This is a genomic window from Hyphomicrobium sp. NDB2Meth4 (assembly GCF_900117445.1).
In the GTDB taxonomy this organism is placed as follows: Bacteria; Pseudomonadota; Alphaproteobacteria; order Rhizobiales; family Hyphomicrobiaceae; genus Hyphomicrobium_A.
Window position 1 is genome coordinate 107519 of record NZ_FPEJ01000005.1, and the last position, 22059, is coordinate 129577.

General features: G+C 64.5%; 19 protein-coding genes. 14 read left to right on the forward strand and 5 right to left on the reverse strand.

The window, feature by feature from the left end; translation table 11 throughout:
• The first annotated feature begins 110 nt into the window (after positions 1-110).
• Positions 111-2018, forward strand: coding sequence for a peptidyl-prolyl cis-trans isomerase (locus tag NDB2M4_RS09395; protein ID WP_072373767.1), 1908 nt, complete (start codon positions 111-113; stop codon positions 2016-2018).
• Between the two features lie 66 nt (positions 2019-2084).
• Positions 2085-3596 carry an anthranilate synthase component I gene (trpE, locus tag NDB2M4_RS09400; RefSeq protein ID WP_072373770.1) on the forward strand — a complete coding sequence of 504 codons (1512 nt, stop codon included), beginning with the start codon at positions 2085-2087 and terminating at the stop codon, positions 3594-3596.
• Positions 3597-3626: 30 nt separating this feature from the next.
• Here trpE and NDB2M4_RS09405 read toward each other — a convergent pair whose 3' ends face one another.
• On the reverse strand, positions 3627-4526 hold the full coding sequence (locus NDB2M4_RS09405) for a hypothetical protein (RefSeq protein ID WP_072373773.1): 900 nt from the start codon (positions 4524-4526) through the stop codon (positions 3627-3629).
• 376 nt (positions 4527-4902) lie between these two features.
• On the opposite strand from NDB2M4_RS09405, the gene NDB2M4_RS09410 reads away from it, so the two are divergent.
• From NDB2M4_RS09410 to NDB2M4_RS09425, 4 genes are all read left to right on the forward strand, one after another.
• Positions 4903-5430, forward strand: a complete 528-nt coding sequence (locus NDB2M4_RS09410; RefSeq protein WP_072373776.1) for a SixA phosphatase family protein — start codon at positions 4903-4905, stop codon at positions 5428-5430.
• Between the two features lie 33 nt (positions 5431-5463).
• Positions 5464-6078 (forward strand): anthranilate synthase component II, encoded by a 615-nt coding sequence (locus NDB2M4_RS09415; protein ID WP_072373779.1) that lies wholly within the window; start codon positions 5464-5466, stop codon positions 6076-6078.
• Between the two features lie 18 nt (positions 6079-6096).
• Entirely contained in the window at positions 6097-7122 is a 1026-nt protein-coding gene (gene trpD, locus NDB2M4_RS09420) for an anthranilate phosphoribosyltransferase (protein ID WP_072373782.1), read from the forward strand.
• Between the two features lie 135 nt (positions 7123-7257).
• Positions 7258-9213, forward strand: a complete 1956-nt coding sequence (locus tag NDB2M4_RS09425; RefSeq protein ID WP_072373785.1) for a hypothetical protein — start codon at positions 7258-7260, stop codon at positions 9211-9213.
• A gap of 78 nt (positions 9214-9291) precedes the next feature.
• Here the strand turns inward: NDB2M4_RS09425 and NDB2M4_RS09430 are convergent, their stop codons facing one another.
• Complete coding sequence (locus NDB2M4_RS09430; RefSeq protein WP_072373789.1) at positions 9292-9585, reverse strand: hypothetical protein; 294 nt, start codon at positions 9583-9585, stop codon at positions 9292-9294.
• 212 nt (positions 9586-9797) lie between these two features.
• On the opposite strand from NDB2M4_RS09430, the gene NDB2M4_RS09435 reads away from it, so the two are divergent.
• On the forward strand, positions 9798-10316 hold the full coding sequence (locus tag NDB2M4_RS09435; RefSeq protein ID WP_072373792.1) for a hypothetical protein: 519 nt from the start codon (positions 9798-9800) through the stop codon (positions 10314-10316).
• 264 nt (positions 10317-10580) lie between these two features.
• Here NDB2M4_RS09435 and NDB2M4_RS09440 read toward each other — a convergent pair whose 3' ends face one another.
• The gene (locus NDB2M4_RS09440; protein WP_210186528.1) at positions 10581-11813 is read right to left on the reverse strand and encodes a hypothetical protein; all 1233 of its coding nucleotides are present in this window, start codon (positions 11811-11813) and stop codon (positions 10581-10583) included.
• A 168-nt stretch (positions 11814-11981) separates the two neighbouring features.
• Between NDB2M4_RS09440 and NDB2M4_RS09445 the strand changes: the two genes are divergently transcribed.
• Positions 11982-12908: a hypothetical protein gene (locus NDB2M4_RS09445; RefSeq protein ID WP_072373798.1), complete on the forward strand. Its 927-nt coding sequence runs from the start codon at positions 11982-11984 to the stop codon at positions 12906-12908.
• Here NDB2M4_RS09445 and NDB2M4_RS09450 read toward each other — a convergent pair.
• Entirely contained in the window at positions 12905-13135 is a 231-nt protein-coding gene (locus NDB2M4_RS09450) for a hypothetical protein (RefSeq protein WP_072373801.1), read from the reverse strand. The two genes, NDB2M4_RS09445 and NDB2M4_RS09450, sit on opposite strands and share 4 nt — an antisense overlap.
• Positions 13136-13334: 199 nt before the next feature.
• Between NDB2M4_RS09450 and trpC the strand changes: the two genes are divergently transcribed.
• The 4 genes from trpC to lexA all read left to right on the forward strand — a co-directional run bounded on the left by trpC (position 13335) and on the right by lexA (position 16693).
• Entirely contained in the window at positions 13335-14141 is an 807-nt protein-coding gene (trpC, locus tag NDB2M4_RS09455) for an indole-3-glycerol phosphate synthase TrpC (protein WP_072373804.1), read from the forward strand.
• A complete protein-coding gene (moaC, locus tag NDB2M4_RS09460) occupies positions 14138-14638 on the forward strand; it encodes a cyclic pyranopterin monophosphate synthase MoaC (protein WP_072373807.1) in 501 nt (166 codons plus the stop codon). Before trpC ends, moaC begins: the two co-directional genes overlap by 4 nt.
• 2 nt (positions 14639-14640) lie before the next feature.
• Complete coding sequence (gene glp, locus NDB2M4_RS09465; protein WP_072373810.1) at positions 14641-15846, forward strand: molybdopterin molybdotransferase MoeA; 1206 nt, start codon at positions 14641-14643, stop codon at positions 15844-15846.
• Between the two features lie 133 nt (positions 15847-15979).
• Complete coding sequence (gene lexA / locus NDB2M4_RS09470; protein WP_072373813.1) at positions 15980-16693, forward strand: transcriptional repressor LexA; 714 nt, start codon at positions 15980-15982, stop codon at positions 16691-16693.
• Positions 16694-16727: 34 nt separating this feature from the next.
• Here the strand turns inward: lexA and NDB2M4_RS09475 are convergent, their stop codons facing one another.
• Positions 16728-18890, reverse strand: coding sequence for a ComEC/Rec2 family competence protein (locus NDB2M4_RS09475; protein WP_072373816.1), 2163 nt, complete (start codon positions 18888-18890; stop codon positions 16728-16730).
• Positions 18891-18970: 80 nt separating this feature from the next.
• Here NDB2M4_RS09475 and gltX point away from each other — a divergent pair, with 80 nt between their 5' ends.
• Positions 18971-20413 carry a glutamate--tRNA ligase gene (gene gltX / locus NDB2M4_RS09480; RefSeq protein ID WP_072373819.1) on the forward strand — a complete coding sequence of 481 codons (1443 nt, stop codon included), beginning with the start codon at positions 18971-18973 and terminating at the stop codon, positions 20411-20413.
• A gap of 283 nt (positions 20414-20696) precedes the next feature.
• Positions 20697-22010, forward strand: coding sequence for a citrate synthase (gene gltA / locus NDB2M4_RS09485; protein ID WP_072373824.1), 1314 nt, complete (start codon positions 20697-20699; stop codon positions 22008-22010).
• The last annotated feature ends 49 nt before the right edge of the window (positions 22011-22059 follow it).

Here is a 22059-nt window from a genome sequence, read left to right on the forward strand (position 1 = left end):
ATGCCGACTTCAAGGCTAGGCGCACAAATCGCCAGTCACTCACATGGCCGCTGGGAACCCGGGCTGACGCCTGAGGCCCGCGGACCACTAGGGAACGGAACAACTTTCCTATGCTCGACGCTCTCCGCCGCGGCTCCACTGGACTGGTAGCCAAGCTGCTCTTTGCGCTTCTCGTGCTGAGCTTCGCCATCTGGGGCGTCGCCGACGTGTTTCGCGGATGGGGTCAGGGATCGCTCGCCAAAGTCGGCGACCATGAGATCAAGGTGCAGGACTACCAGCGCGCCTTCCAGAACGAGATCAACCTGCTCTCGCAGCAGGCCGGCCGCCGAATCACCGCCGAGCAGGCGCACGCCTTTGGCCTCGACAACCGCGTGCTGGCCCGCCTCATCGCGTGGTCGGCTGTCGAGCAGCATGCCAATAATCTCGATCTCGCTCTCTCCGATGCCGCGCTCATCGAGGGATTGCAGACGGACGACGCCTTCAAGGGGCCAGACGGCAAATTCAATCGCTTCGCCTTCGAGAACGTCATTGAACGGCTGGGCCTCACCGAGCGTGGCTTCCTGCAGCTGCGCCGGCGCGACGAGTTGCGCGAGCAGCTCACCTCCGCCCTCATCAACGGCGCGGCCGTCCCGCCCGCTTCGCTCGAGCTGATGAACGCCTGGCGCAACGAAACCCGAATCGCCGAGCACTTCACTATAGACGCCGACAAGGCCGTCACCGTGCCCGAACCCGACGAGGCCAAGCTCAAAGCGGCCTACGAAGCCAATAAATCGAGCTTCATGGCGCCCGAGTACCGCAAGCTCCAGCTGCTGCTGCTCTCTGTCGACGAAATCAAGAAGTCGATCGTGATCTCGGACGATGAGGCCAAGAAGGTCTACGAGGAGACGAAAGAATCCTACAACACGCCAGAGCGCCGTCGCCTCCAGCAGATCGCCTTCAAGGACAAAGCCGCCGCCGAGGCCGCCAAGAAGGCGCTTGACGGGGGCAAGTCCTTTGCCGACGTCGCCAAGGAAGCAGGCGCCAAGGATTCCGACATCGATCTGGGCCTCATCACCAAGAACCGCCTGATCGATCCGAAGATCGCAGATGCAGCCTTCTCTCTCCAGAAGGACAAGGTCTCCGACCCCGTCGAAGGCCGCTTCACGACCGTGCTGCTGCGCGTCACCGATATCCAGCCCGCAGTCAATCGCACCTTTGATGAGGTGAAGGGCGAAGTGAAGGACAAGCTGGCCTCCAAGCAGGCCGAAGGGCAGTTGCAGACCGTGCTCGACCAGGTCGAGGATCAGCGCTCCGCCGGCAAGTCGCTGAAGGAGATCGCCGACGCCACGAAGTTGAAATTCTTCGACATCGCCGAAGTCGACCGCAGCAACAAGGCGCCCGACGGACAGCCGGCGATCTTCATCAATGATCCCAATGCCGTGCTGCAGACCGCCTTCGCCAGTGGCGTCGGCGTGGAGAACGACGTCGTCGAGCTTCCGGGCGGCAGCTATGCCTGGGTCGACGTTCTCGACGTCATCGCCTCCAAGCAGAAGCCGTTCGACGCGGTGAAGGAAGACGTAAAGAAGTTCTACGTCACCAAGGAGCGCGCAACTCTGGTCAGCGAGCTTGCTGCCAAGCTCGTCGAGCGCGCGGACAAGGGTGAAGCAATGTCGGCCCTTGCCAAGGAAGCCGGCGCTGAGAAAGCCGACACCACACCCGCGTTCAATCGCTCGACCACGCCGCAGGGCATGAGCAAGGACGCCGTGGCACGCGCATTCACGCTCGCCAAGGGCAAGGCCGGATCCGCGCCCGACGCGAACGACAAGACGCGCATCGTCTTCAAGGTCACCGAGATCACGCCCGCGCCTGCACTTTCCGATGCCCAGCGCACGACGATCACCGCCGACCTCAAGAACCAGATCGCCGACGAAGTGCTGAGCGAGTACGTGCTCGCGCTGCAGAAGAACCTGGGCGCGCACATCTTCCAGGACGAGTTCAGAAAGGTGACCGGGGCCGGAGCGGGGGAGATTCCCCAATAGCCGTCGCCCCGGACGGAAAATCCCTTGAGCACGCTAGAGCGCACGAACAGGACAAGGCCGGGTCAAATGGAAGCCATGCCGACGCTGGCCGACTTCGCCGCGCGTTATGACGATGGCGCTCCACAAGTCGTGTGGACGCGCCTCGTCGCCGACCTCGAAACCCCTGTCTCTGCTTATCTGAAGCTCGCCGCGTCGAAGCCGATGAGCTTCCTGCTCGAGTCGGTCGAGGGCGGCGCCACCCGCGGGCGCTATTCCGTCATCGGCCTCGAGCCTGACATCCTCTGGCGCGCCGAAGGCGAGAAAGCCTTCATCAATCGAACGCCGGTCGCCAAGCCCGACGCCTTCAGGCTCGAGCCCCAGCCGACCCTCACCTCACTGCGCGCCCTGCTGACCGAATCGAAGATCGATCTGCCATCCGAGCTGCCGCCGATGGCCGCCGGCATTTTCGGCTACATGGGCTACGACACCGTCCGCCTGATGGAGCGCCTGCCGAGCCCGCCGCCCGACAGCCTCACTATCCCCGACGGCGTCCTCATGCGCCCGACGGTTATGGCCATCTTCGACATCGTCAAGGACGAGATCACCATCGTCACGCCGGTCCGGCATGACGCTAAGGTCCCGGCTGAGAAGGCGTACAAGGCCGCGTGCAAGCGCCTTAAGAGTGTCGTCGCCGCCCTCGATGAGCCGCTTCCGCACGCCCCGTCGGCCACGCCGCGCAAGCTCGCCGCCCCCAAGCCGACGTCGAACACCACGCCGGCCGAGTACAAGGCGATGGTCAACCGCGCCAAGGAATACATCGTCGCCGGCGACATCTTCCAGGTGGTGCTCTCGCAGCGCTTCTCCGCGCCGTTCTCGCTGCCCTCGTTCTCCCTCTATCGCGCCCTCCGGCGCACGAACCCCTCGCCCTTCCTCTTCCATCTGAATTTCGGCGACTTCGCTCTCGTCGGCTCCAGCCCTGAGATCCTCGTGCGCGTGCGCGAAGGCGAGGTCACCATCCGCCCCATCGCCGGCACCGCCCCACGCGGCAAGACTGACGCCGAGGACCAGGCCCTCGCCGACGCATTGCTCAAAGATCCCAAAGAGCGCGCCGAGCATCTGATGCTGCTCGACCTCGGCCGCAACGACGTCGGCCGCGTTGCCGAGATTGGTTCGGTGGACGTCACCGCGCGCTTCTTCATAGAGCGCTACAGCCACGTCATGCACATCGTCTCCAACGTCGTCGGCCGCCTCGACACCAAGCACCACGACTCGGTCGACGCGCTGATGGCCGGCTTCCCCGCCGGCACAGTCTCAGGTGCGCCCAAGGTGCGCGCCATGGAGATCATCGACGAATTGGAAAAGTCGAAGCGCGGCCCCTACGCCGGGTGCGTTGGGTATTTCTCGGCCTCGGGCCAGATGGACACCTGCATCGTCCTGCGCACCGCGCTCATCAAGGACGGCATGATGCACGTGCAGGCCGGCGCCGGCCTCGTGCATGATTCGGTGCCCGAGAAAGAGCAGCAGGAGTGCATCAACAAGGCTCAGGCCTTGTTCCGCGCCGCCGAGGAAGCTGTGCGCTTCGCCACCCGCTCTAAATAGGCGTCCGTTCGCAGAGGCCAGCGCCAAGTACTAAAGCGGCGAACGACGCGTGGGTGTGAACGAGAGCACCAGCCGCGCTGGAATGTTAGCGTCGCGATGGCGCCCGCCGTTCTTGGCCGCATACCAGGCAGCAAGCAGACCAACGAGCAGCGCAGTCACCGTTACCAACGCAACAAGAACCGCCGCCTCTCGCGTGGTCTCGATTGCCTGCATGCCTTCGGTGAATGCCTGGTTAACCCTGCGTTCGGCTTCCGCCTGGCTCAGCCCTGTGCGTGCCGAAACAATTTCCGCAAGAGTGCGCTTCTGCGCGGCAGACAGTTTGCCTTCACCAGCGGCAGCAACAAGTGTACGCGCCACCATCGCCCGCGTATCGGCATCAAGCACGGTAGCGCGAACACCTGCTTCGGCCGCGGCGGCAGGAGGCGTCCCCGGCGGCGTGGCATTGGCAGGCGGCGTGCTAGCAGCCCCGAACATCGTGTCGATCACGGGTGCGATCGCGACGTTCTCGTTTGTCATTGCACTGCTTGCAACGTTGGACCCCGTGCGCACTGCTCCGCCCGCGGCCATGGTAGCGAGAATCGCGGCGATCACGATGCCGAGCGCCCACACCAGCATGCCATGCATCCCATCGCGGAACTGCACTTCCTCGCTGGACGCATCAGCCCAGGCGTGGCGCATACGGCCCGCGATGTAGCCGCCCACGAGAAACGCCAAGATCGGCACCGCAATGGACCAGAACACTGCAATCGTCGCCGCCGTCTTTGGATAGGATTCCGCGCCATATGGAGAAACGAGCGACAATCCGATCGCCGCTCCCGCTGTCAACAATACGAACGAAATTGCACTTGCTGCGAGCCCGCCGGCGAAAATTGCACTCCACTCGACGTAGCTTGCACCGCCGCGTGCCGGCGTCGTGATCACATCAGCCATTGTTGGAACTCCCGCTTTTGTTCAGCGCACGCCAACAAGGCCGAGCACAAACATCACGACGACGACGAGGCCGATAAGATAAATGATCTCGTGCATGGTTCTGGTCCACTCACTGCCTTTTGAAACTGTGCAGTGGAGCAACGCGCCGATCGACGCACGGTTCCTAGCGAATTCTCCGCAAACAGAACATTGCGTGATGTAATCGGGCCCAACCGTTGTCTGACGGAGCCTCCCGCTTCAAACGCCCCCTTCCTGGTCGGGCAACGCCGCCTCGCCGCAGCGCACAATCGTCGCGACCGACAGACCCAGTGGATACCGGGCCGCCTTCCCCCATGTGACCGCTTGACGCCAGCCGCGTCCATGCCATCGTCGAGGCATGCTGACGCTGCTCCTCCTGCGGCATGCAAAGTCAAACTGGGACAACCCAGCGCTGGCCGATTACGACCGCCCGCTTGCCAAGCGTGGTCGGAAGTCGGCTCCACGCATGGGCGCCGAGATTGCCGCCCTCGGCCTGCGTCCCGACATCATCCTCTGTTCGTCGGCGGCTCGCACCCGCGAGACGCTCTCGCTGGTGCTGCCGGAGCTTGGCACCCCACCGCCGGAGATCATTTACGATGATGCTATCTATATGGCAGCGCCTTCGGATCTCTTGGCCGCCCTGCGCGCCCTCGCCCCGCGGGACCCGGCTCCGCAGACGGCTATGATCGTCGGCCACAATCCCGGCATGGAAGAGTTGGCCGAAATGCTTGTGGGCGGTGGCGATGAACACTCGCTGGAACTCATGGACGAGAAGTTCCCCACCTGCGCGCTGGCCGTTTTCACCTTTGATGCGAAGGACTGGGCCGACATCGCGCCCGGAACCGGCACGCTCACCCGTTTCCTCACCCCCGCGCAGCTCACTTGACGCTGCCCCGCAGCCTCCCTACACCCTGAGATCATGCTGATCCTGATCGATAACTACGACAGCTTCACCTACAATCTCGTCCACTTCCTGGGCGAGCTCGGCGCCCCGTGCGAGGTCATTCGCAACGACAAGGCGACCGCCGAGGAAGTTTTGAAGATGAAGCCGAAGGCGATTGTGCTCTCGCCCGGCCCGTGTACGCCGAACGAAGCCGGCATCTGCCTCGATCTCATCGCCAAGGCCGGCGGCAAGGTTCCGCTGCTCGGAGTCTGCCTCGGCCATCAGGCGATCGGCCAGGTCTACGGCGGCAAGGTCATCCGTGCGCCCGAACCCCTACACGGCAAGCTGTCCGCCATCCGTCATTCCGACAAAGGCGTCTTCAAAGGCCTGCCCGAGAAGTTCGACGTCACGCGCTATCACTCGCTCATCGTCGAGCGCGGCAGCCTGCCCGACGACCTGGAGGTCACGGCCGAAACCTCCGATGGCCTGATCATGGGTTTGCAGCACAAGACGCACCCCGTGCATGGCGTGCAGTTCCATCCCGAGAGCATCGCCTCGCAGCAGGGTCACGCTCTGCTCGCCAACTTCCTGCAGCTCGCCGCGATGAACCCGAAGCGCCGCAACGCGCCAGCCGCCCGTGACGCCGCCTAAAGACGCCCAAAGGACATCATGCCCGCCACCGAGCTGAAGCTCCTCATGCAAAAGGTGGCGACTGGCGCCAGCCTTACCGAGGACGAGACCCGCGACGCCTTCGAGACCATGATGTCGGGCATCGCCACTCCAGTGCAGATGGCGGCTTTCCTCATGGCGCTGCGCGTGCGCGGCGAGACGATTCCCGAGATCACCGGCGCAACGCGCCTGATGCGCGAGCGCATGCTGCCGGTCGAAGCCCCGCCCAACGCCGTCGACATCGTCGGCACCGGCGGCGACGGCCACAACACCTTCAATGTCTCCACCGCCGCGGCTCTCGTGGCAGCCGGCGCGGGCGTTCCCGTCGCCAAGCATGGCAACCGTTCCGTCTCGTCTCTCTCTGGGGCCTCGGACGTGCTGACCGCCCTCGGCGTGAAGATCGACGTTCCGCCCATGGTCATATCGCGCGCCATCGCCGAAGCCGGTGTCGGATTCATGTGGGCGCCGATGCATCACACAGCGATGAAGCACTGGGCTCCCGCGCGCGCCGAGTTGGGCATCCGCACCATCTTCAACCTCCTGGGCCCGCTCGCTAATCCGGCCGGCGTTACGCGCCAGGTCGTCGGCGTCTTCAACGCTGCCTGGACCGAACCGATCGCTGAAGCCTTGAAGAATCTCGGCTCCGTGCATGCTTGGGTCGTGCATGGCTCAGATGGCCTCGACGAGATCACCACCACCGGCCCGACGCGCGTCACCGAGCTGAAGGATGGCACCATCCGCACCTTTGAGGTGCGCCCCTCCGACGCCGGACTGCCTCCCGCGACCCTGGAGGATCTCAAAGGCGGCGATTCCACTGTCAACGCGGCAGCCATCCGCCAGCTGCTGACCGGCGAGGAAGGCCCGTTCCGCGATATCGTCCTGCTGAATGCCGGCGCCGCCCTCATCGTCGGCGGCAAGGCCAAGGACCTGCGCGAGGGCGCCGAACGCGCCGCGCGGGCTATCGACGACGGATCCGCCGCCCGTGCCCTCGACAAGCTTGTCGCCGTCACCAACGAAGCGCTCTGATCGCAACGGGCCGGTGAAAAACCGGCATTAGGGCCCAACAGCCCACGCAATTATTCCGTGGGCGACAAATTTTGCCATCTTTTGGCCAGAGGCTTCCCCGGCATTCTGAACCTGCGGGCTCAGCCGGGGGCGCAATTGTTTTTTCCACGCCATTGGATCGCTGCCAAGTCGACCCTGCTGCCTATCGTGGGCGCAGTCCTGTCGCTGGCTTTCTCAACCCTCGCCGCAGAAGCTCAAGCCACTGCCGACGCCTGCGAAGCCGCCAGCGGCGTCACGATGCTCGCCGCACCGCTGAGCCCGTCCAAGGGCTCGCCCCTGCGCGTCATCGTCTCGTCCGAACAGCCCATTGAGGGCACGCTCTCGCTCATCGCGCCAGACGGAAAAGTTGCAGCAACGACCGCCGAGCGCCTCGGTGGACCACCCTACTCCTGGTACGCCGAGGTGCCCTCCCCCGCTGTCGGTAAATGGCAGGCGAAGCTGACCCGCGCCGCATCGCCCGACTGCGCCGCCTTCACCAAGCCGATCGACGTACGCCGCAGCCCGCAAGGTGCACCGCGCGCGACCGCTGGCAGCGTCTGGCCCATCCGCGACACCTGGAACCGCGACACCGAAAACCTCTACTCGGCCTGGATCGAAAAGCTGTTCGATGCGCCGCAGGATCAATCACTGTCCTGGAAGGCCCTGCATGAGGTGCTGCGCGATAAGCAGCGCAACGTGTTGTTCAACTATCTCGGTCTGGGCGAAGATCAGAAGGGCCTCGTCATCCAGCCTGACTGCGCCGACCTTCCCTACTTCCTGCGCGCCTACTACGCCTTCAAGATGGGACTGCCGTTCGGTTACGCGAAGTGCAATCGCGGCGGCGGCGGACAGGCGCCACGCTGCCCGCAGTGGTGGAACATCCAGAAGGAAGAACCTCCGCCGCAACCCCCGCCTCAGAAAGTGGCGTCCGGCGGCGGCCTATTCGGCATGTTCGAGCCACCGCCCTCACAGCAGCCCGCGCTCAAGATCCCGCAGCGCCCGCCCGGCCTCGTGCCTGGCTTCGGCTTTTACGTTCGCACCACGGTCGCCAACGGCGTGCACTCCGGCTCCGGCCGAACGGCCAACGACGACGACAACACCGATTATTACCCCGTCGCTCTGAAGCAGGAGATGCTGCGCCCCGGCACCATCTTCGCCGACCCGTACGGGCACATCCTCGTTCTGGTGAAGCGCATTCCCCAATCAGCGAGCGGCGCCGGCGTGTTCCTCGCCGTCGACGGCCAGCCCGACGGCACCGTCGCGCGCAAACGCTTCTGGCGTGGCAACTTCCTTTTCGCGCAGGACCCCGCCCTCGGCGGTCCCGGCTTCAAGCGCTTCCGACCAATCGTTGCCACGCGCGGCGGGCTGCGCCGCCTTTCCAACGAGGAAATCGCCAAGAACCCCGATTACGCAGATTTCTCGCTCGAACAGTCCAAGCTCTCTGTCGAGGACTTTTACGATCGCATGGACGACGTGATGTCCCCCGCGCCGCTCGACCCGATGCAGGCCATGAAGGAAGCCATCACCTCGCTCGAGGAGCAGGTCGTCACGCGCGTTACTTCGGTCGAGAACGGCCGCAAGTACCAGACCGGCGGCGGCAAGGAAGTCTCGATGCCGGACGGGCCGTCGATCTTCGAGACCACCGGCGCGTGGGAGGACTTCGCAACACCATCGCGCGACTTGCGCCTGCTCATCGCCATTGACGTTGTCCGCGGTTTCCCCGAACGCGTGGCACGCCGCCCCGATCGCTATGCGATGCCGGCTGGCAAGACCCCCGCGGACGTGAAAGCGGAACTCGACAATGTGCTCGCCAGCGAAATGGCCAACCGCAAGTTCGCTTACACCCGCACCGACGGCTCACAGTGGAACCTTGCCCTGAAGGATGTCGTTGAGCGCGCCCAGAATCTCGAGATGGCCTACAACATCAACGATTGCGTCGAGCTTCGTTGGGGCGCACCCGACGGTAGCGAGGAAGCGGCGACTTGCAAACGTCGCGCGCCCGGCGCGCAAAAATCTAAGATGACTGAGTATCGCGAGTGGTTCCGTGAGCGCCGCCGCCCGCCCCGCGCCTGAGCCGGCACCTATCCGGCGCGCACACGGAAAGTGCGCGCCCCGCCTGGGGACGCGCACTCCACTAAGAGCCTTTTACTCTTAGCGAACCGGGTTCGACGTCGTCGGCTTCGTCATAGCCGAGCTGGGATTGCTCGACGGCGCCGAAGCATTGTTGTCGTAGAGATCCTCCTGCTTCTGTGGCGCGGTCGGGATCTGCGCCGCCGAGCCGGGGTTACCCGCAGCCGGGTCGGCAGGATTGTTCACGCTCGGCGCTGGAACCTGGTTCTTCGAGGCGTTCGGGTCGTTGCCGAACCCCGCCTCCTGCGCCATCGCGACAGAAGCGGTGAGGCCGAAGCAGGCAGCGGCGGTAATGGCTAGGATCGAAGATTTCATTGTTATTTGCTCCATTGATCATCTCCATTCCCTGCCCCGACAACGCGCGGTCACTCGCACCGTTCCGGCCCGGATGCGCTACCGCGCCGCGTTAATCCGTTTGCGGAACTAATCGCCCGCCAAACGCCTAAAACACGCGATATCACCTCCCCCGAACTTTCTGCATGGTGTATAGATCGAGCGCGCCATGCGCCGCGTCCGGAGGGATTGAGATGCACCGCACCCTGTTTGCCGTCACATCAGCCATCGCCGTAACCATCGCCTACGCGATGCCCGCCGAGGCATGCATTTCGTGCTCCTACACGCCCGAGGTACTGAACAGCGGCTCGAGCGGCGCATCAGCGCGTCCATCGAAGCGCGTGCGCGAATACACCGAGAGCCGTGAGCGCCGCTCATCGAAGAAGCACGCCGAGCGCGAGCGCGCACCGCGGAAAGATGCAAACGAGAAGGCGGCATCCGCGACGAGTGAAGCCGCGAAGACAGCGACGGCCGAGACTGAACACTCGACCATCACCACCACCGGCAGCGCCATCTCCAATCAGGTGAAGGCCGCAATCAGCCCTGCGCCCACGGGCCCGCAGAACGAGAATTCCACGATCTCCACCGCATCGACGGCATCGGTGAAACCCGCAGATGCCAAGCACATCGAGAAGGTGACGGCCGATCACAACGTAGGCTGCAAGAAATACTTCCCCAGCACCGGGCTCACGCTGTCGGTTCCCTGCGAGTAACCAAGAGCCATTAAGGGGGCGGCGGCAAGGGAACAACCAACGGCGCTGGCCGTTGGCTCTGTATGACCCTCACGCCACATAGATATGCAGCACCGAGTTCGGGGCCCGCTCCCGAACCGCCCAAGCCCACGAAGCCGATCACAATCGCGCCTCGACCGGGCCCCCGGCCGGATCCGACGCAGCCGCCCAGGCCGCCCGATCCGCTGCCGCCTACCGAACCACGCCCGACCCAGACACCAATCCGCTAGGCGGAGCCGGACGTCTTCAGCAGCCGCGCACGCACCGCGGCTCGATGCTGGCTTTCTTGCTTTCCCCGGACGCTTTCACCTCGTCGAACGCCGCCGCGAGATCCTTTGCGCCCGCGAGCTGCGATTCGCGCACCATCTTCGCATCCGTCGCCGCTATCAGCTTCGCCACGGTATTGTTGCGCGCCGCCACCGGATTGCGCTCATAGCCGCCGCGCTGGAAAAAGTTCGACGTCGGCACCTTCGCCCGTAGCGCCGCCGGCATCGTCACCATGTCGAAGCCATTGCCGTCGCCGGTGAGGTTCATCATCTCGAGCTCCGCTGCAGTCAGCGGCACGTCGTAACCCTTGCGCTTGGCGAAGTTCACCGAGGTCGTCAGCTTGCGGGTCTGCAACAGCGGCCCGATGTCGATGTCGAGGTTGAGCGCATGAATGCCGATGCCCTTCGGCGTGCCAGCGAGACGCCCATGCGCATTCCAGTCGTTGGGAACCGTATGCGCGTAGTCGATCATCTTCTTCAGCTTCGCCAGCTTGTCTTCGAGGCTCGCTTTACGCGGCCCATCGGCATCTTTGATCTTGTCGGACAACATCGCGAGGAACTCATCGCCATACTCCGCCAGCAGGCTGATCGTGTTGGTGGTGAGAAGCTGATTGTAGCCCAGCGCTGTCGAGATCACGCGCGCCTTGGGGTCGTACTCGCGCCCTGCCTGGATGTCGTATTTGCCGTCGCCGCCGGCCTCGAAGCCGTAGATCTTGACCGCGGCCTCTTTGGTAAGCCCATTGGTCAGCGCAACCTTCGCATAGGCCCGCTTGAATGCGGCCTCGCTGATCGGAGCCTCAGGCACGAAATTGAATTCGGTCTTCGCGTTCGCGAGAAAATCGCTCACGTCCGGAATTTCTCCGCGCGACTTCCCCACCAACGGGTTATCCGGCTTCGGAGGTCCCGTGTAGACGGGCGGCTGACTCATCACGTAATCGCTCGCCGTGAGCGGAATATTGTTGGCGAACTTGGTGCGCCGCCGCGAGCGTTTCTCCGTCACCTCACGCCAATAGGGCGCCGCGACCTTCTCGAACTTTTCCCAGGCGGCGTTGTGCACGGCGAGCTTCTTGCGATACTCCGTCATGGCGGCTTTCATCGCCGTCTCGCCGTTGCCGCTCTCAGCGAGGCCCGCAACCGGCGTAAGCGCAAGACCGAGACTTCCGATCGCGGCGGCAAGCATTGCACGCCCACCTGGCAAAGCCGGTCTACGCATTCTCGAGCCTCCCATGTTTTGCGGCCTCCAGAATTATTGGCGCACCGCCACACCAGCGCCGCAGCGCGCCACCTATATCCGATTTCTTTTAGGCAAGCGCGGGGTGCTATACGCACCCAGTACGATTGTTGCCCCACTCTTTTTTAACCATGCCTGCGAGGCGTTGCCGTGCCTGGATCAGTTGAGCTGACCGATATTGTCCTGCGCCTCTTGGGCGCCTTCTATGCTTTTGCCGGCTTTGTCGCCACGCGCGCCGCATTGATGTCCCTCTTCCTCGATCGGGCAATCGCCGCCATCGGCGCCCAGAAACCCAGCCGCATCGAAGTCAACCAGTCTGCCTGGCTGATTTCATCTGCCGCGCTGGTGCTGGTCGGTGGCGTACTGTTGCTGGCCGGCCTGCAACTCGCAGCGTTGGCATTCGTTGCATCGGCGCTTGGGCAAGCGGCCTACATCTTCCTTTTGGCACCCCGATACTTCGATCGCGAGGACCCGCCCGACCCGAGCGGCCGGCGCCAGACGACCAACGCCTTCGTCCTCTACTTGGCCGCCACGGCATTCATCCTCTGGGCCGCCTGGCGCGAACGCCTGACGCCGATTGAACAGGCCAGCCCCGTCGAGATCGCAGCAGTCTCGGCAGCCCTGCTCGCTTACGCCGTCTATGTCGCCCGCAGCCTATGGTGGTCGCCGCGCCAAGCGTCTACCGGCACTTGGGGAGGCGAGGAGAGCGTCTATGACGAAAGCGACGCCAACGGGCGTCCGCTCCACACATCCAGCCGCATAAAACTCATGGCTGAAGTCGGCTGCTATCCGCTTTGGGCCTTGGACGACGACCTCGACGGCTGTTTCGCACCCGAAGAGCTTCCGCTCTCGCAAGAGCTGATCAGTGACATCGACGCCTGGGCGGAAGCGAACGAAGCTTCTTACGACCCAGAAAATCCTGCCGAGAGCCCGTGGACACTCGAGCAGTTCGATGCCCACGAGGCGGAAGGCAGAAAACTTGCCGTGCGGCTCAAGCGCGAACTGCCTGACCGCACGGTCTTCACACACACCAGGGCAGTCGGCGTGGTCGAGGTCCATGCCGACGATCCGCTCTAAGTCATTGGGCGCTCGTGCGTGCGCTGCCAGCGGGAGCGCAACATCGGCGCAATCTGCCAAGCGATCAGCGGAGAGATGATCAGGCCGGCGGCGATTACCACTGGCAACCAGAACGTAGCGTTGTTGTTGAGCTGGGGAATGCTGAGCACCGCGATAATTCCGGTGCCGGTGAGAACCGCGGCGGTCATCATCCAGACGATGACGGCGATGCTGAGACGTGTCGTCATTGGCTCCTCCTCGACAGACTACGGTCCCCCGTCAGCGCATCCTAGGCGGGCAACCTTTACGCTCCACTCCTGACATGGCTCAGCCGTGCCCGGCGCGCTTGCTTAAGGGAACGCTGCCCGGCTCGCTAAAGTTCGATGCCTTGACCCCGGCCCAACCGGCAGGTAGCAAGCCGACACCTGCAGGCGTAACGTGGCTCCCATGGCCGATATCCTCGACAAAATCACCCGCTACAAGCTGGAAGAGATCGCCCGCGCCAAGGCCTCGGCCCCGCTGCACGTGATCTCCGAGCTTGCACGCAGCGCTCCCCGCGTTCGCCCTTTCGCCGGCGCCATCGAAGCCAAGCACAAGGCGGGGCTCCCCGCACTCATCGCCGAGGTCAAAAAGGCGAGCCCATCGAAAGGGCTGATCCGCGCCGACTTCGACCCGCCAGCGCTCGCCAAAGCCTATGAAGCAGGCGGCGCTGCATGCCTGTCCGTGCTCACCGACGCGCCATCGTTTCAAGGCGCGCCCGAATACCTGACCGCAGCACGCGCCGCGACGTCTCTGCCGGCCCTGCGCAAGGACTTCATGCTCGACACGTATCAGGTTGCAGAGGCCCGCGCGTGGGGCGCCGATTGCATCCTCATCATCCTCGCGCAGGTCGATGACGCCATCGCCCGCGATCTCGCTGCCGCCGCCAAAGACTGGGGCATGGACGCCATTGCCGAAGTGCACAACGAGGAGGAGTTGGAGCGCGCCCTCCCACTCGACTGCCGCCTCATCGGCATCAACAATCGCAATCTGAAGACGTTCGAAACGACACTGGAAACGACCGAGAAGCTCGCACCGCGCGTGCCGAAGGATCGCATCGTCGTCGGTGAGAGCGGCATCTTCACACCGGCCGACATTGCGCGCCTCTCGCGCGTCGGCGTCGAGACGTTCCTTGTCGGCGAAAGCCTGATGCGTCAGGCCGACGTCACCGCCGCGACCCGCACCCTGCTCGCACGCGCCGAGGCCGCGCAATGAGCAAGAAGCTCTCGCACATCGACGACAAAGGCGAAGCGCGCATGGTCGACGTGTCGGACAAGTCCGTCACCGCGCGCACTGCCCTCGCCGAGGGCTTCGTCTCGATGCAGCCCGAGACATTGGCACTACTGAAATCCGGCAATGCCCCGAAGGGCGACGTTCTCGGCACCGCCCGTATCGCCGGCATCATGGCGGCCAAGCGCACCCACGAGCTGATCCCGCTCTGCCATCCGCTCAACCTCACCAACGTCGCCGTCACGCTCGAGCCGCGCGACGAGCCCGCTGGCGTGCACGTCACCGCCGAGGTGAAGACCACCGGCCAGACCGGCGTCGAAATGGAAGCGCTGACGGCCGTCTCCGTTGCCTGCCTCACCCTGTACGACATGCTGAAGGCGGTAGACCGCGCCATGAGCTTCGATGGCATCCGCCTGATGCAGAAGTCCGGCGGTCGCTCGGGCGACTGGAGCGCCGATACAGCCACAACAAAAGGCGCCTGATAATGTCATTGCTTCCCATCGACGAGGCGCACCAGCGCATTCTCGATGGCATCGCCCCAGTCGAATCCGAGAGCGTCGATCTGCTGACCGCGATAGACCGCGTTCTCGCATCGCCGATCACTGCCCGGCTGACCCAGCCCCCGTTCAATGCCTCCGCCATGGACGGCTACGGCGTCCGCGCCACCGATGTGGCGACCGCGCCAGCGACACTGCGCGTGATCGGGGAATCCAATGCCGGTGGACCATTCGCGGGCGAGGTCGGCCCCGGAGAAGCCGTGCGCATCTTCACCGGCGCCAGCCTGCCGCACGGCGCCGACACCGTCGTCATCCAGGAGAACACCACACGCAACGGCGATGAAGTCACCATCACTGAAGCGGCGATGCCCGGCGCGAACATGCGCCTCGCCGGCGGTGACTTTAGCCAGGGCGACCTGTTGCTGCCGGAAGGCCGTCTGCTCGATGCCTCCGCGGTAACTCTTGCTGCCGCCGGCGGTCACGACGCTATGCTCGTCCGCCGCCGCCCGCGCGTCGCCATCCTCGCCACCGGCGACGAACTCGTCGAGCCCGGCGGCAGGCTGGCCCCCGGCCAGATCATCTCCTCCAACCCTTACGGCCTCGCGGCCATGGTCAAACACTTCGGCGGCGAGCCGCGCCTGCTCGGCATCGCCCGCGACAGCATCGAAGATCTACGCGCGAAATTGGACGAGGCCGGTGATGCCGACGTCCTGATCACCATTGGCGGCGCCTCCGTCGGCGACCGCGATCTGGTGAAACCGGCGCTCGAAGCCCACGGCATGACGCTCGACTTCTGGCGCGTCGCCATCCGGCCAGGAAAGCCGATGCTCTTTGGCCGCCGCGGTCCCATGCGAATCCTCGGCCTGCCCGGTAACCCGCTGTCGTGCCTGATCGCGGCCCGCATCTTCCTGGTGCCGCTGCTCTTCAAGCTGCTCGGCCGCACCGACAATCCCTCTCAGCTCCGCGCCGCCGTGCTCACCCATGACGTGCCGGGCAACAGCAGCCGCCAGCACTACATGCGCGCAACACTCACCGACAGCCCGGTCGGCCGGCCCCGCGTCACTGCACTGAAGGTTCAGGACAGCGCCCACATGTCGGCCCTCGTCGCCGCCAACGCTCTCATCGTGCGCGCGCCCCATGCCCCGCCCGCCACCGCAGGCGACGAGGTTTCTGTTCTCCCCATCGACTTTTAGTTCTGAAAATTCAGCACCCCTTGCGGAACGCTTAAAGAACGGTTAGTGTACGTTCACGCTTTGTCCAGACAACTGTCGCAACAACTGTTGCGGCAACCCGCAAGGCGCGGATCAACGGCCGCCGGGAGGCGCAATGCTCACTGAAAAACAGAAAGAGCTTTTGCTCTTCATCCATGCGCGCATGCAGGAGAAGGGCGTGCCGCCATCCTTCGATGAAATGAAGGACGCCCTCGACCTCAAATCGAAATCTGGCATCCACCGCCTCATCACCGCGCTGGTCGAACGCGGTTTCATCCGCCGCCTCCCCCACCGCGCCCGAGCCATCGAGGTCATCCGCCTCCCCGAAAATCAGGCCCCCCCCACGGCAGCGCCCAAACGCACTGGTGGCTTCCAGCCCAGCGTCATCGAAGGCAGCCGCACCAATCGCGACCTCACCCCGCCCCCCTCCACCGTTATCGACAGCCGCACGGTGTCCGTGCCCGTCATGGGCCGCATCGCCGCCGGCACGCCGATCAGCGCCATTCAGAACCACAGCCACGACATCGCCTGTCCGCCCGACCTGCTCACCAACGGTGAGCACTTCGCCCTGGAGGTAAAGGGTGACTCGATGATCGAGGCCGGCATTCACGACGGCGACATCGTCATCATCCGCCGCTGCGACACCGCCGAGAACGGCGACATCGTCGTCGCCCTCGTGGAGCACGAGGAGGCGACCCTGAAGCGGCTGCGTAAGAAGGGCACCACCATCGCCCTCGAAGCCGCCAATCCGGAATTCAAGACCCGCATCTTCGGCCCCGATCAGGTCGATATCCAGGGCCGCCTTGTCGGCCTGATGCGCCGGTATTGATGCGCCGCGGCTGTCAGCCGACAGACGCGCGCGATTAGTCGAGCGCAGCCGAGCGGGTCGCGTCCTCGTTGGTATCTTGCCGTCGAGGCCGCGGCATCGACCACGGCCGCAGACCGCGTCGCGCCGCAACGGTGTCGACACGCACGCGCCCGTCGCTCTCAATGTAAAGCGCGTGCGGCCCCTCCCGCCGCACCGCAAAGAAATCGACAACCACCTTCGGCCCCGAGCATCCCTTCGGGCTGACGATCGGCGCAATGAGGATGGTCGCGCGCCGGCAATCCTCGGCGAACGCCGCCGGATGCCGGGAGACCGCAAGCGCCATCCCCTTCACCTTAGCGCTGCAGCCGATCCCGTCGCACGCAAACCCGGAACTCTTCGCAGCCGCTTCCAGCGTACGCCCCGTCCCATCGTACTCGAGCCAGCGCTCCAATTCGTACGATGACCGTCCCGCACCGACCGCCGACAGTTCACCGCCGTTGACGCGCGCGGCAATTAGCTCTCCATCCCGCCCGATCAGCACGTCCGGCACCGGCAATGTCGGCGCCAGCGCGATCCCTGCGGCGATCGCCCCTAGGCCACCAATGCGCCATCGCGTCTGCCACAGCAGCAGCCACAGGCCGCCCAGCACCATCAAAAGGAACGCCGCAACCGGCATAGCCGGCACCGAAATCACCGCACCGGGAAGCTCGGCGACGCGCTCGGCGCCCCACACCATCGCGTCGATGCCCCAGCCCATGATCCACAGCGGAACGGCTTCGAGACCCAGCGGCATCACCACGATACTCACCAGCGCCGCCGGCATCACGACGAGATTGCACACCGGCACCGCAATCAGATTGGCGAGCAGCGCATACTGCTGGCTCTTGTGAAAATGATACGCGGTGAACGGGGCCACCGCCGCGCTTGCAACCAGCGTCGACAGCACGATGCCGCCGATGAACATCCCAGCGCGCACCCAGCGCCGCTCCATCAGCGCCCGCCATCTTTCGCTCTCTCGCAGCGCCTCATAAGCGCAGATCAATCCCAGCACCGCCGCGAACGACATCTGAAACCCGACGTCGAACAGGCTCTCTGGAAAGGCGACGAGAATGAGCGTTGCCGCCAGCACCACGTTGCGCACCGCCAGCGCCGGTCTGTCGAGCAGCACCGCCAGGAACATGATGGAAATCATGATCGCCGAGCGCACCGTCGCGAACGCCCCACCCGAAATCATCAGAAACCCGAATGCCGCTGCCATCGCCGTCGCCGCGGCCCACTTCTTGATCGGATAGCGCAGCGCAATGCTCGGAAACGCCGCCAGCATCAGGCGCACAATGAAAAACACCGACCCCGCCATGATCACCATGTGAAAGCCGGAGATCGACAGAATGTGCAGGATGCCCGAATCCCGGAACGCGTCATTCGTCTCCTCTGAGATACCGCCACGCTCGCCCGTGATCAGCGCCGTCGCGATCTCACCGCGCTCGCCCGGCAACGCCGCCGTGATGCGCGCGCCGATCATCTGCCGCAAGCGCTCGACGTGAGCCCACGCCCTGAGATCGAGCGGCGCTGCATCTGCGCCCACCATCGGCTCGACCACCGGCGTCGATAGCGAGTACCCCACCGCCCCCAGCCGCGCGAACCACGCCTGCCGCCCGAAATCGAAATCGCCGGGCATCGCCGGCCCCGACGGAGGCATCAGCGTCGCGCGCGCACGCACCACCTGTCCCGGCTGCAATCCTTCCGGCACGCGGGGCACCGAAATGCGCACCCGCACCGGCCGCGCATCGGCGCCTAGGTCGCCGACGCTGATCGTGCGCAGCGTCAGCCGCTTGCCCCGCGTCACGCGCGGCTCGATCAGCTCGACCCAGCCGCGCACCTCGATGTTGTTGTGCTGACGCGCCAGCACGGGGGCCGCCACCGTCTCGACGCGCACCTTCGCCAGCGCGAACCCGAAGCTCGATGCCAGCAGCGCCGAAACGATGATTCGCTCGACCGTCCCCTGTCCGCTGCGCGCCGCCCACACGGCCAGGACGACCGCAAGCGGCGCCAGCGCGAGCAGCAGCGAAGGCTCGGAGGACAGCGAAAAATAGGTGCCGATGCCGCAGCCGATCAGCACTGGCCCCCAAGCGAACCAGCGCTCCTGTTCAACCTCCAGCTGGCGCGACAGCCCCCACAGCCCCCGGCCCGCCGATCCCTCGTCACCCGACGCCGACACCAGCCGCCCCTTACCCCACCTGCCGAGGCATGCTACATGGCCCGGAGACTTCCCGCATCCGAACGTCAATCGATAAAATCATGAACAATCCGACACGCAGCGCCGCAGCGCCGATCGTGCGCTTTGCCCCTTCGCCCACCGGCTATCTCCACATCGGCGGCGCCCGCACGGCCCTCTTCAATTGGCTCTACGCCCGTGGCCGCGGCGGCAAGATGCTGCTGCGCATCGAGGACACCGATCGCGAGCGCAACAATCCCGCCGCTGTCGCCGCTATTCTCGACGGCCTAAAGTGGCTGGAGCTCGATTGGGACGGCGAGGCCGTTTCCCAGTATGGCCGCGCCCAGCGCCATCGTCAGGTTGCCGAAGAGCTACTGGCGAACGGGCACGCCTACCGCTGCTGGCTGACACCCGCCGAACTCGACAAGATGCGTGAGGAGGCCCAGGCCGAAAAGCGCCCGCTGACAATCCGCTCGCCCTGGCGCGACCGCGACCCAGCCGAGGCGCCCGCAGGCGTGCCCTACGTCATCCGCCTCAAGGCGCCGCGCGACGGCGAGACCGTCGTCGATGATCTGGTGCAGGGCCGCGTCGTGTTCCAGAACAAGGAGCTGGACGACCTCATCATCCTCAGGTCCGATGGCAACCCGACCTACAATCTCGCTGTCGTCGTCGACGATCACGACATGAAGATCACCGACGTGATCCGCGGCGTCGATCACCTCACCAACGCCGCGCGTCAGACCCAGATCTACGTTGCCATGGGTTGGGTGGTGCCGAGATTCGCCCACGTTCCGCTGATCCACGGACCCGACGGCGCCAAGCTATCGAAGCGCCACGGCGCGCTCGGCATCGAGGCCTATCGCGAGATGGGCTATCTGCCCGCCGCCTTGCGCAACTATCTCGTGCGCCTCGGCTGGAGCCACGGCAACGACGAAATCATGTCGACCTCGCAGATGCTCGACTGGTTCGACGTCACCGACATCAACCGCTCGGCCGCGCGCTTCGATTTTGCGAAGCTTGAGGACCTCAACGGCCACTACATCCGCTCAACTGACGATCAGGAGCTGCTGCAGCGGGTCGAGGATATTCTTCCCTACCTGCCCAATGGCACGCAGATCACCGAGCGGCTGGACGCCAACATGCGCGCCAAACTGCTGATCGCGATGCCCGGCCTCAAGGAGCGCGCCAAGACCCTCATCGAGCTGATCAACGGCGCCGAGTTCCTTTTTGCCGACCGCCCGCTGAAGCTCGACGAGAAAGCCGAAAAGCTGCTCGACGCCGACGCCCGCCAGAAACTCGCTGCCATGCTGCCCAAGCTCGAAGGCGCAAGCCGCTGGCAGGCCGCCGATCTCGAGGCCATCGTCCGCACCTTCGCCGAGGAAACGGGCGCCAAGCTCGGCAAAGTGGCCCAGCCCCTGCGTGCAGCCTTGACCGGCAAGTCGGTTTCTCCGCCGGTTTTCGACGTCATGGCCGTGCTCGGACGCGATGAAGCCCTAGGCCGAATTCGCGACCACGCCCAAGATTAGTTGCCCCGGCAATGCCCCCGCCAAGCCCTACGCTGAGTTGCGTAGGCGACGGGAATAGCTAGCGAATTTGGCAAATGGAGTTGCGCGCGCGGTATTGCCCAGGCAGTCTATGGTGCGCTGCGAAAATGGTGTAGCATCGCAGCAAATAAGTCGCCCGGCGTCTGAGCACCGCCGAGGCGTCCCATAACTAAAATGCTCATAGGGGACGTTGTTTGAGAAGCTCGGGAGATCTTCACCTGCTCGCACTCAGTTCCCACCGCCGGGTATCACAGGATTCCGCGCCATGAACGTCCACGAAAAAGCGCCCACTGCCGAGACTGCCGCTGAGCTGACCCTGGAAGGCAAATCGTCCAAGATGCCCGTGCGTAGCGGCACCCTTGGCCCCGACGTGATCGATGTCGGCAAGCTCTACCGTGATACCGGATGCTTCACCTACGATCCGGGCTTCACCTCGACCGCAAATTGCATGTCGCGCATCACCTACATCGATGGTGACGCCGGCGTTCTGCTCTATCGCGGCTATCCGATCGACCAGCTTGCCGAGCAGTCGAACTTTCTCGAGGTTTGCTACCTGCTCCTGCACGGCGATCTGCCGACCAAGGAACAGTTTGGCAGCTTCCGCACCACCATCACGCGTCACACCATGCTGCACGAGCAGATGACGCGCTTCTTCACCGGCTTCCGTCGTGACGCCCATCCGATGGCCGTCATGGTCGGCACTGTCGGCGCGCTGTCGGCGTTCTATCACGACTCGACCGACATCAACGATCCCACGCAGCGGGCAGTCGCTTCCTATCGCATGATTGCGAAGATGCCGACGATCGCTTCGATGGCCTACAAGTATTCCATCGGCCAGCCGTTCATCTATCCACGCAACGATCTCGACTTCACCACCAACTTCCTGCAGATGTGCTTCGCGATTCCGTGCGAGCCGTTTGTCGCGAACCCGGTGCTGACGCGCGCGCTCGATCGCATTTTCATCCTGCACGCCGACCACGAGCAGAACGCTTCGACTTCGACGGTGCGCCTTGCAGGCTCGTCGGGCGCCAATCCGTTCGCGTGCATCGCCGCCGGCATCGCATGCCTCTGGGGGCCCGCGCACGGCGGCGCCAACGAAGCGGCGCTCAACATGCTGCAGGAGATCGGCACCGTCGACCGCATCCCCGAGTTCATCAAGAAGGCGAAGGACAAGAACTCCGGCTTCCGCCTGATGGGCTTCGGTCACCGCGTCTACAAGAACTACGACCCGCGCGCCAAGGTGATGCAGAAGACCTGCCACGAGGTGCTCGACGCGCTCGGCATCCACGACGATCCGCTGCTGAAGGTTGCGATGGAGCTGGAGCGTATTGCTCTGCAGGATGAGTACTTCATCGAGAAGAAGCTCTATCCCAACATCGACTTCTACTCCGGCATCACGCTGCGCGCGCTCGGCTTCCCCGTGTCGATGTTCACGGTGCTGTTCGCCATCGCCCGCACCGTCGGCTGGATCGCGCAGTGGAAAGAGATGATCGAGGATCCCGAGCAGCGCATCGGCCGCCCGCGTCAGCTTTACATGGGCTCCGCCGAACGCAACTTCGTCCCCATGGATCAGCGCTGAGTGGATCAGCGCTGAGACGGCGCACCGCAGCGATGCGCGATGAGGATCA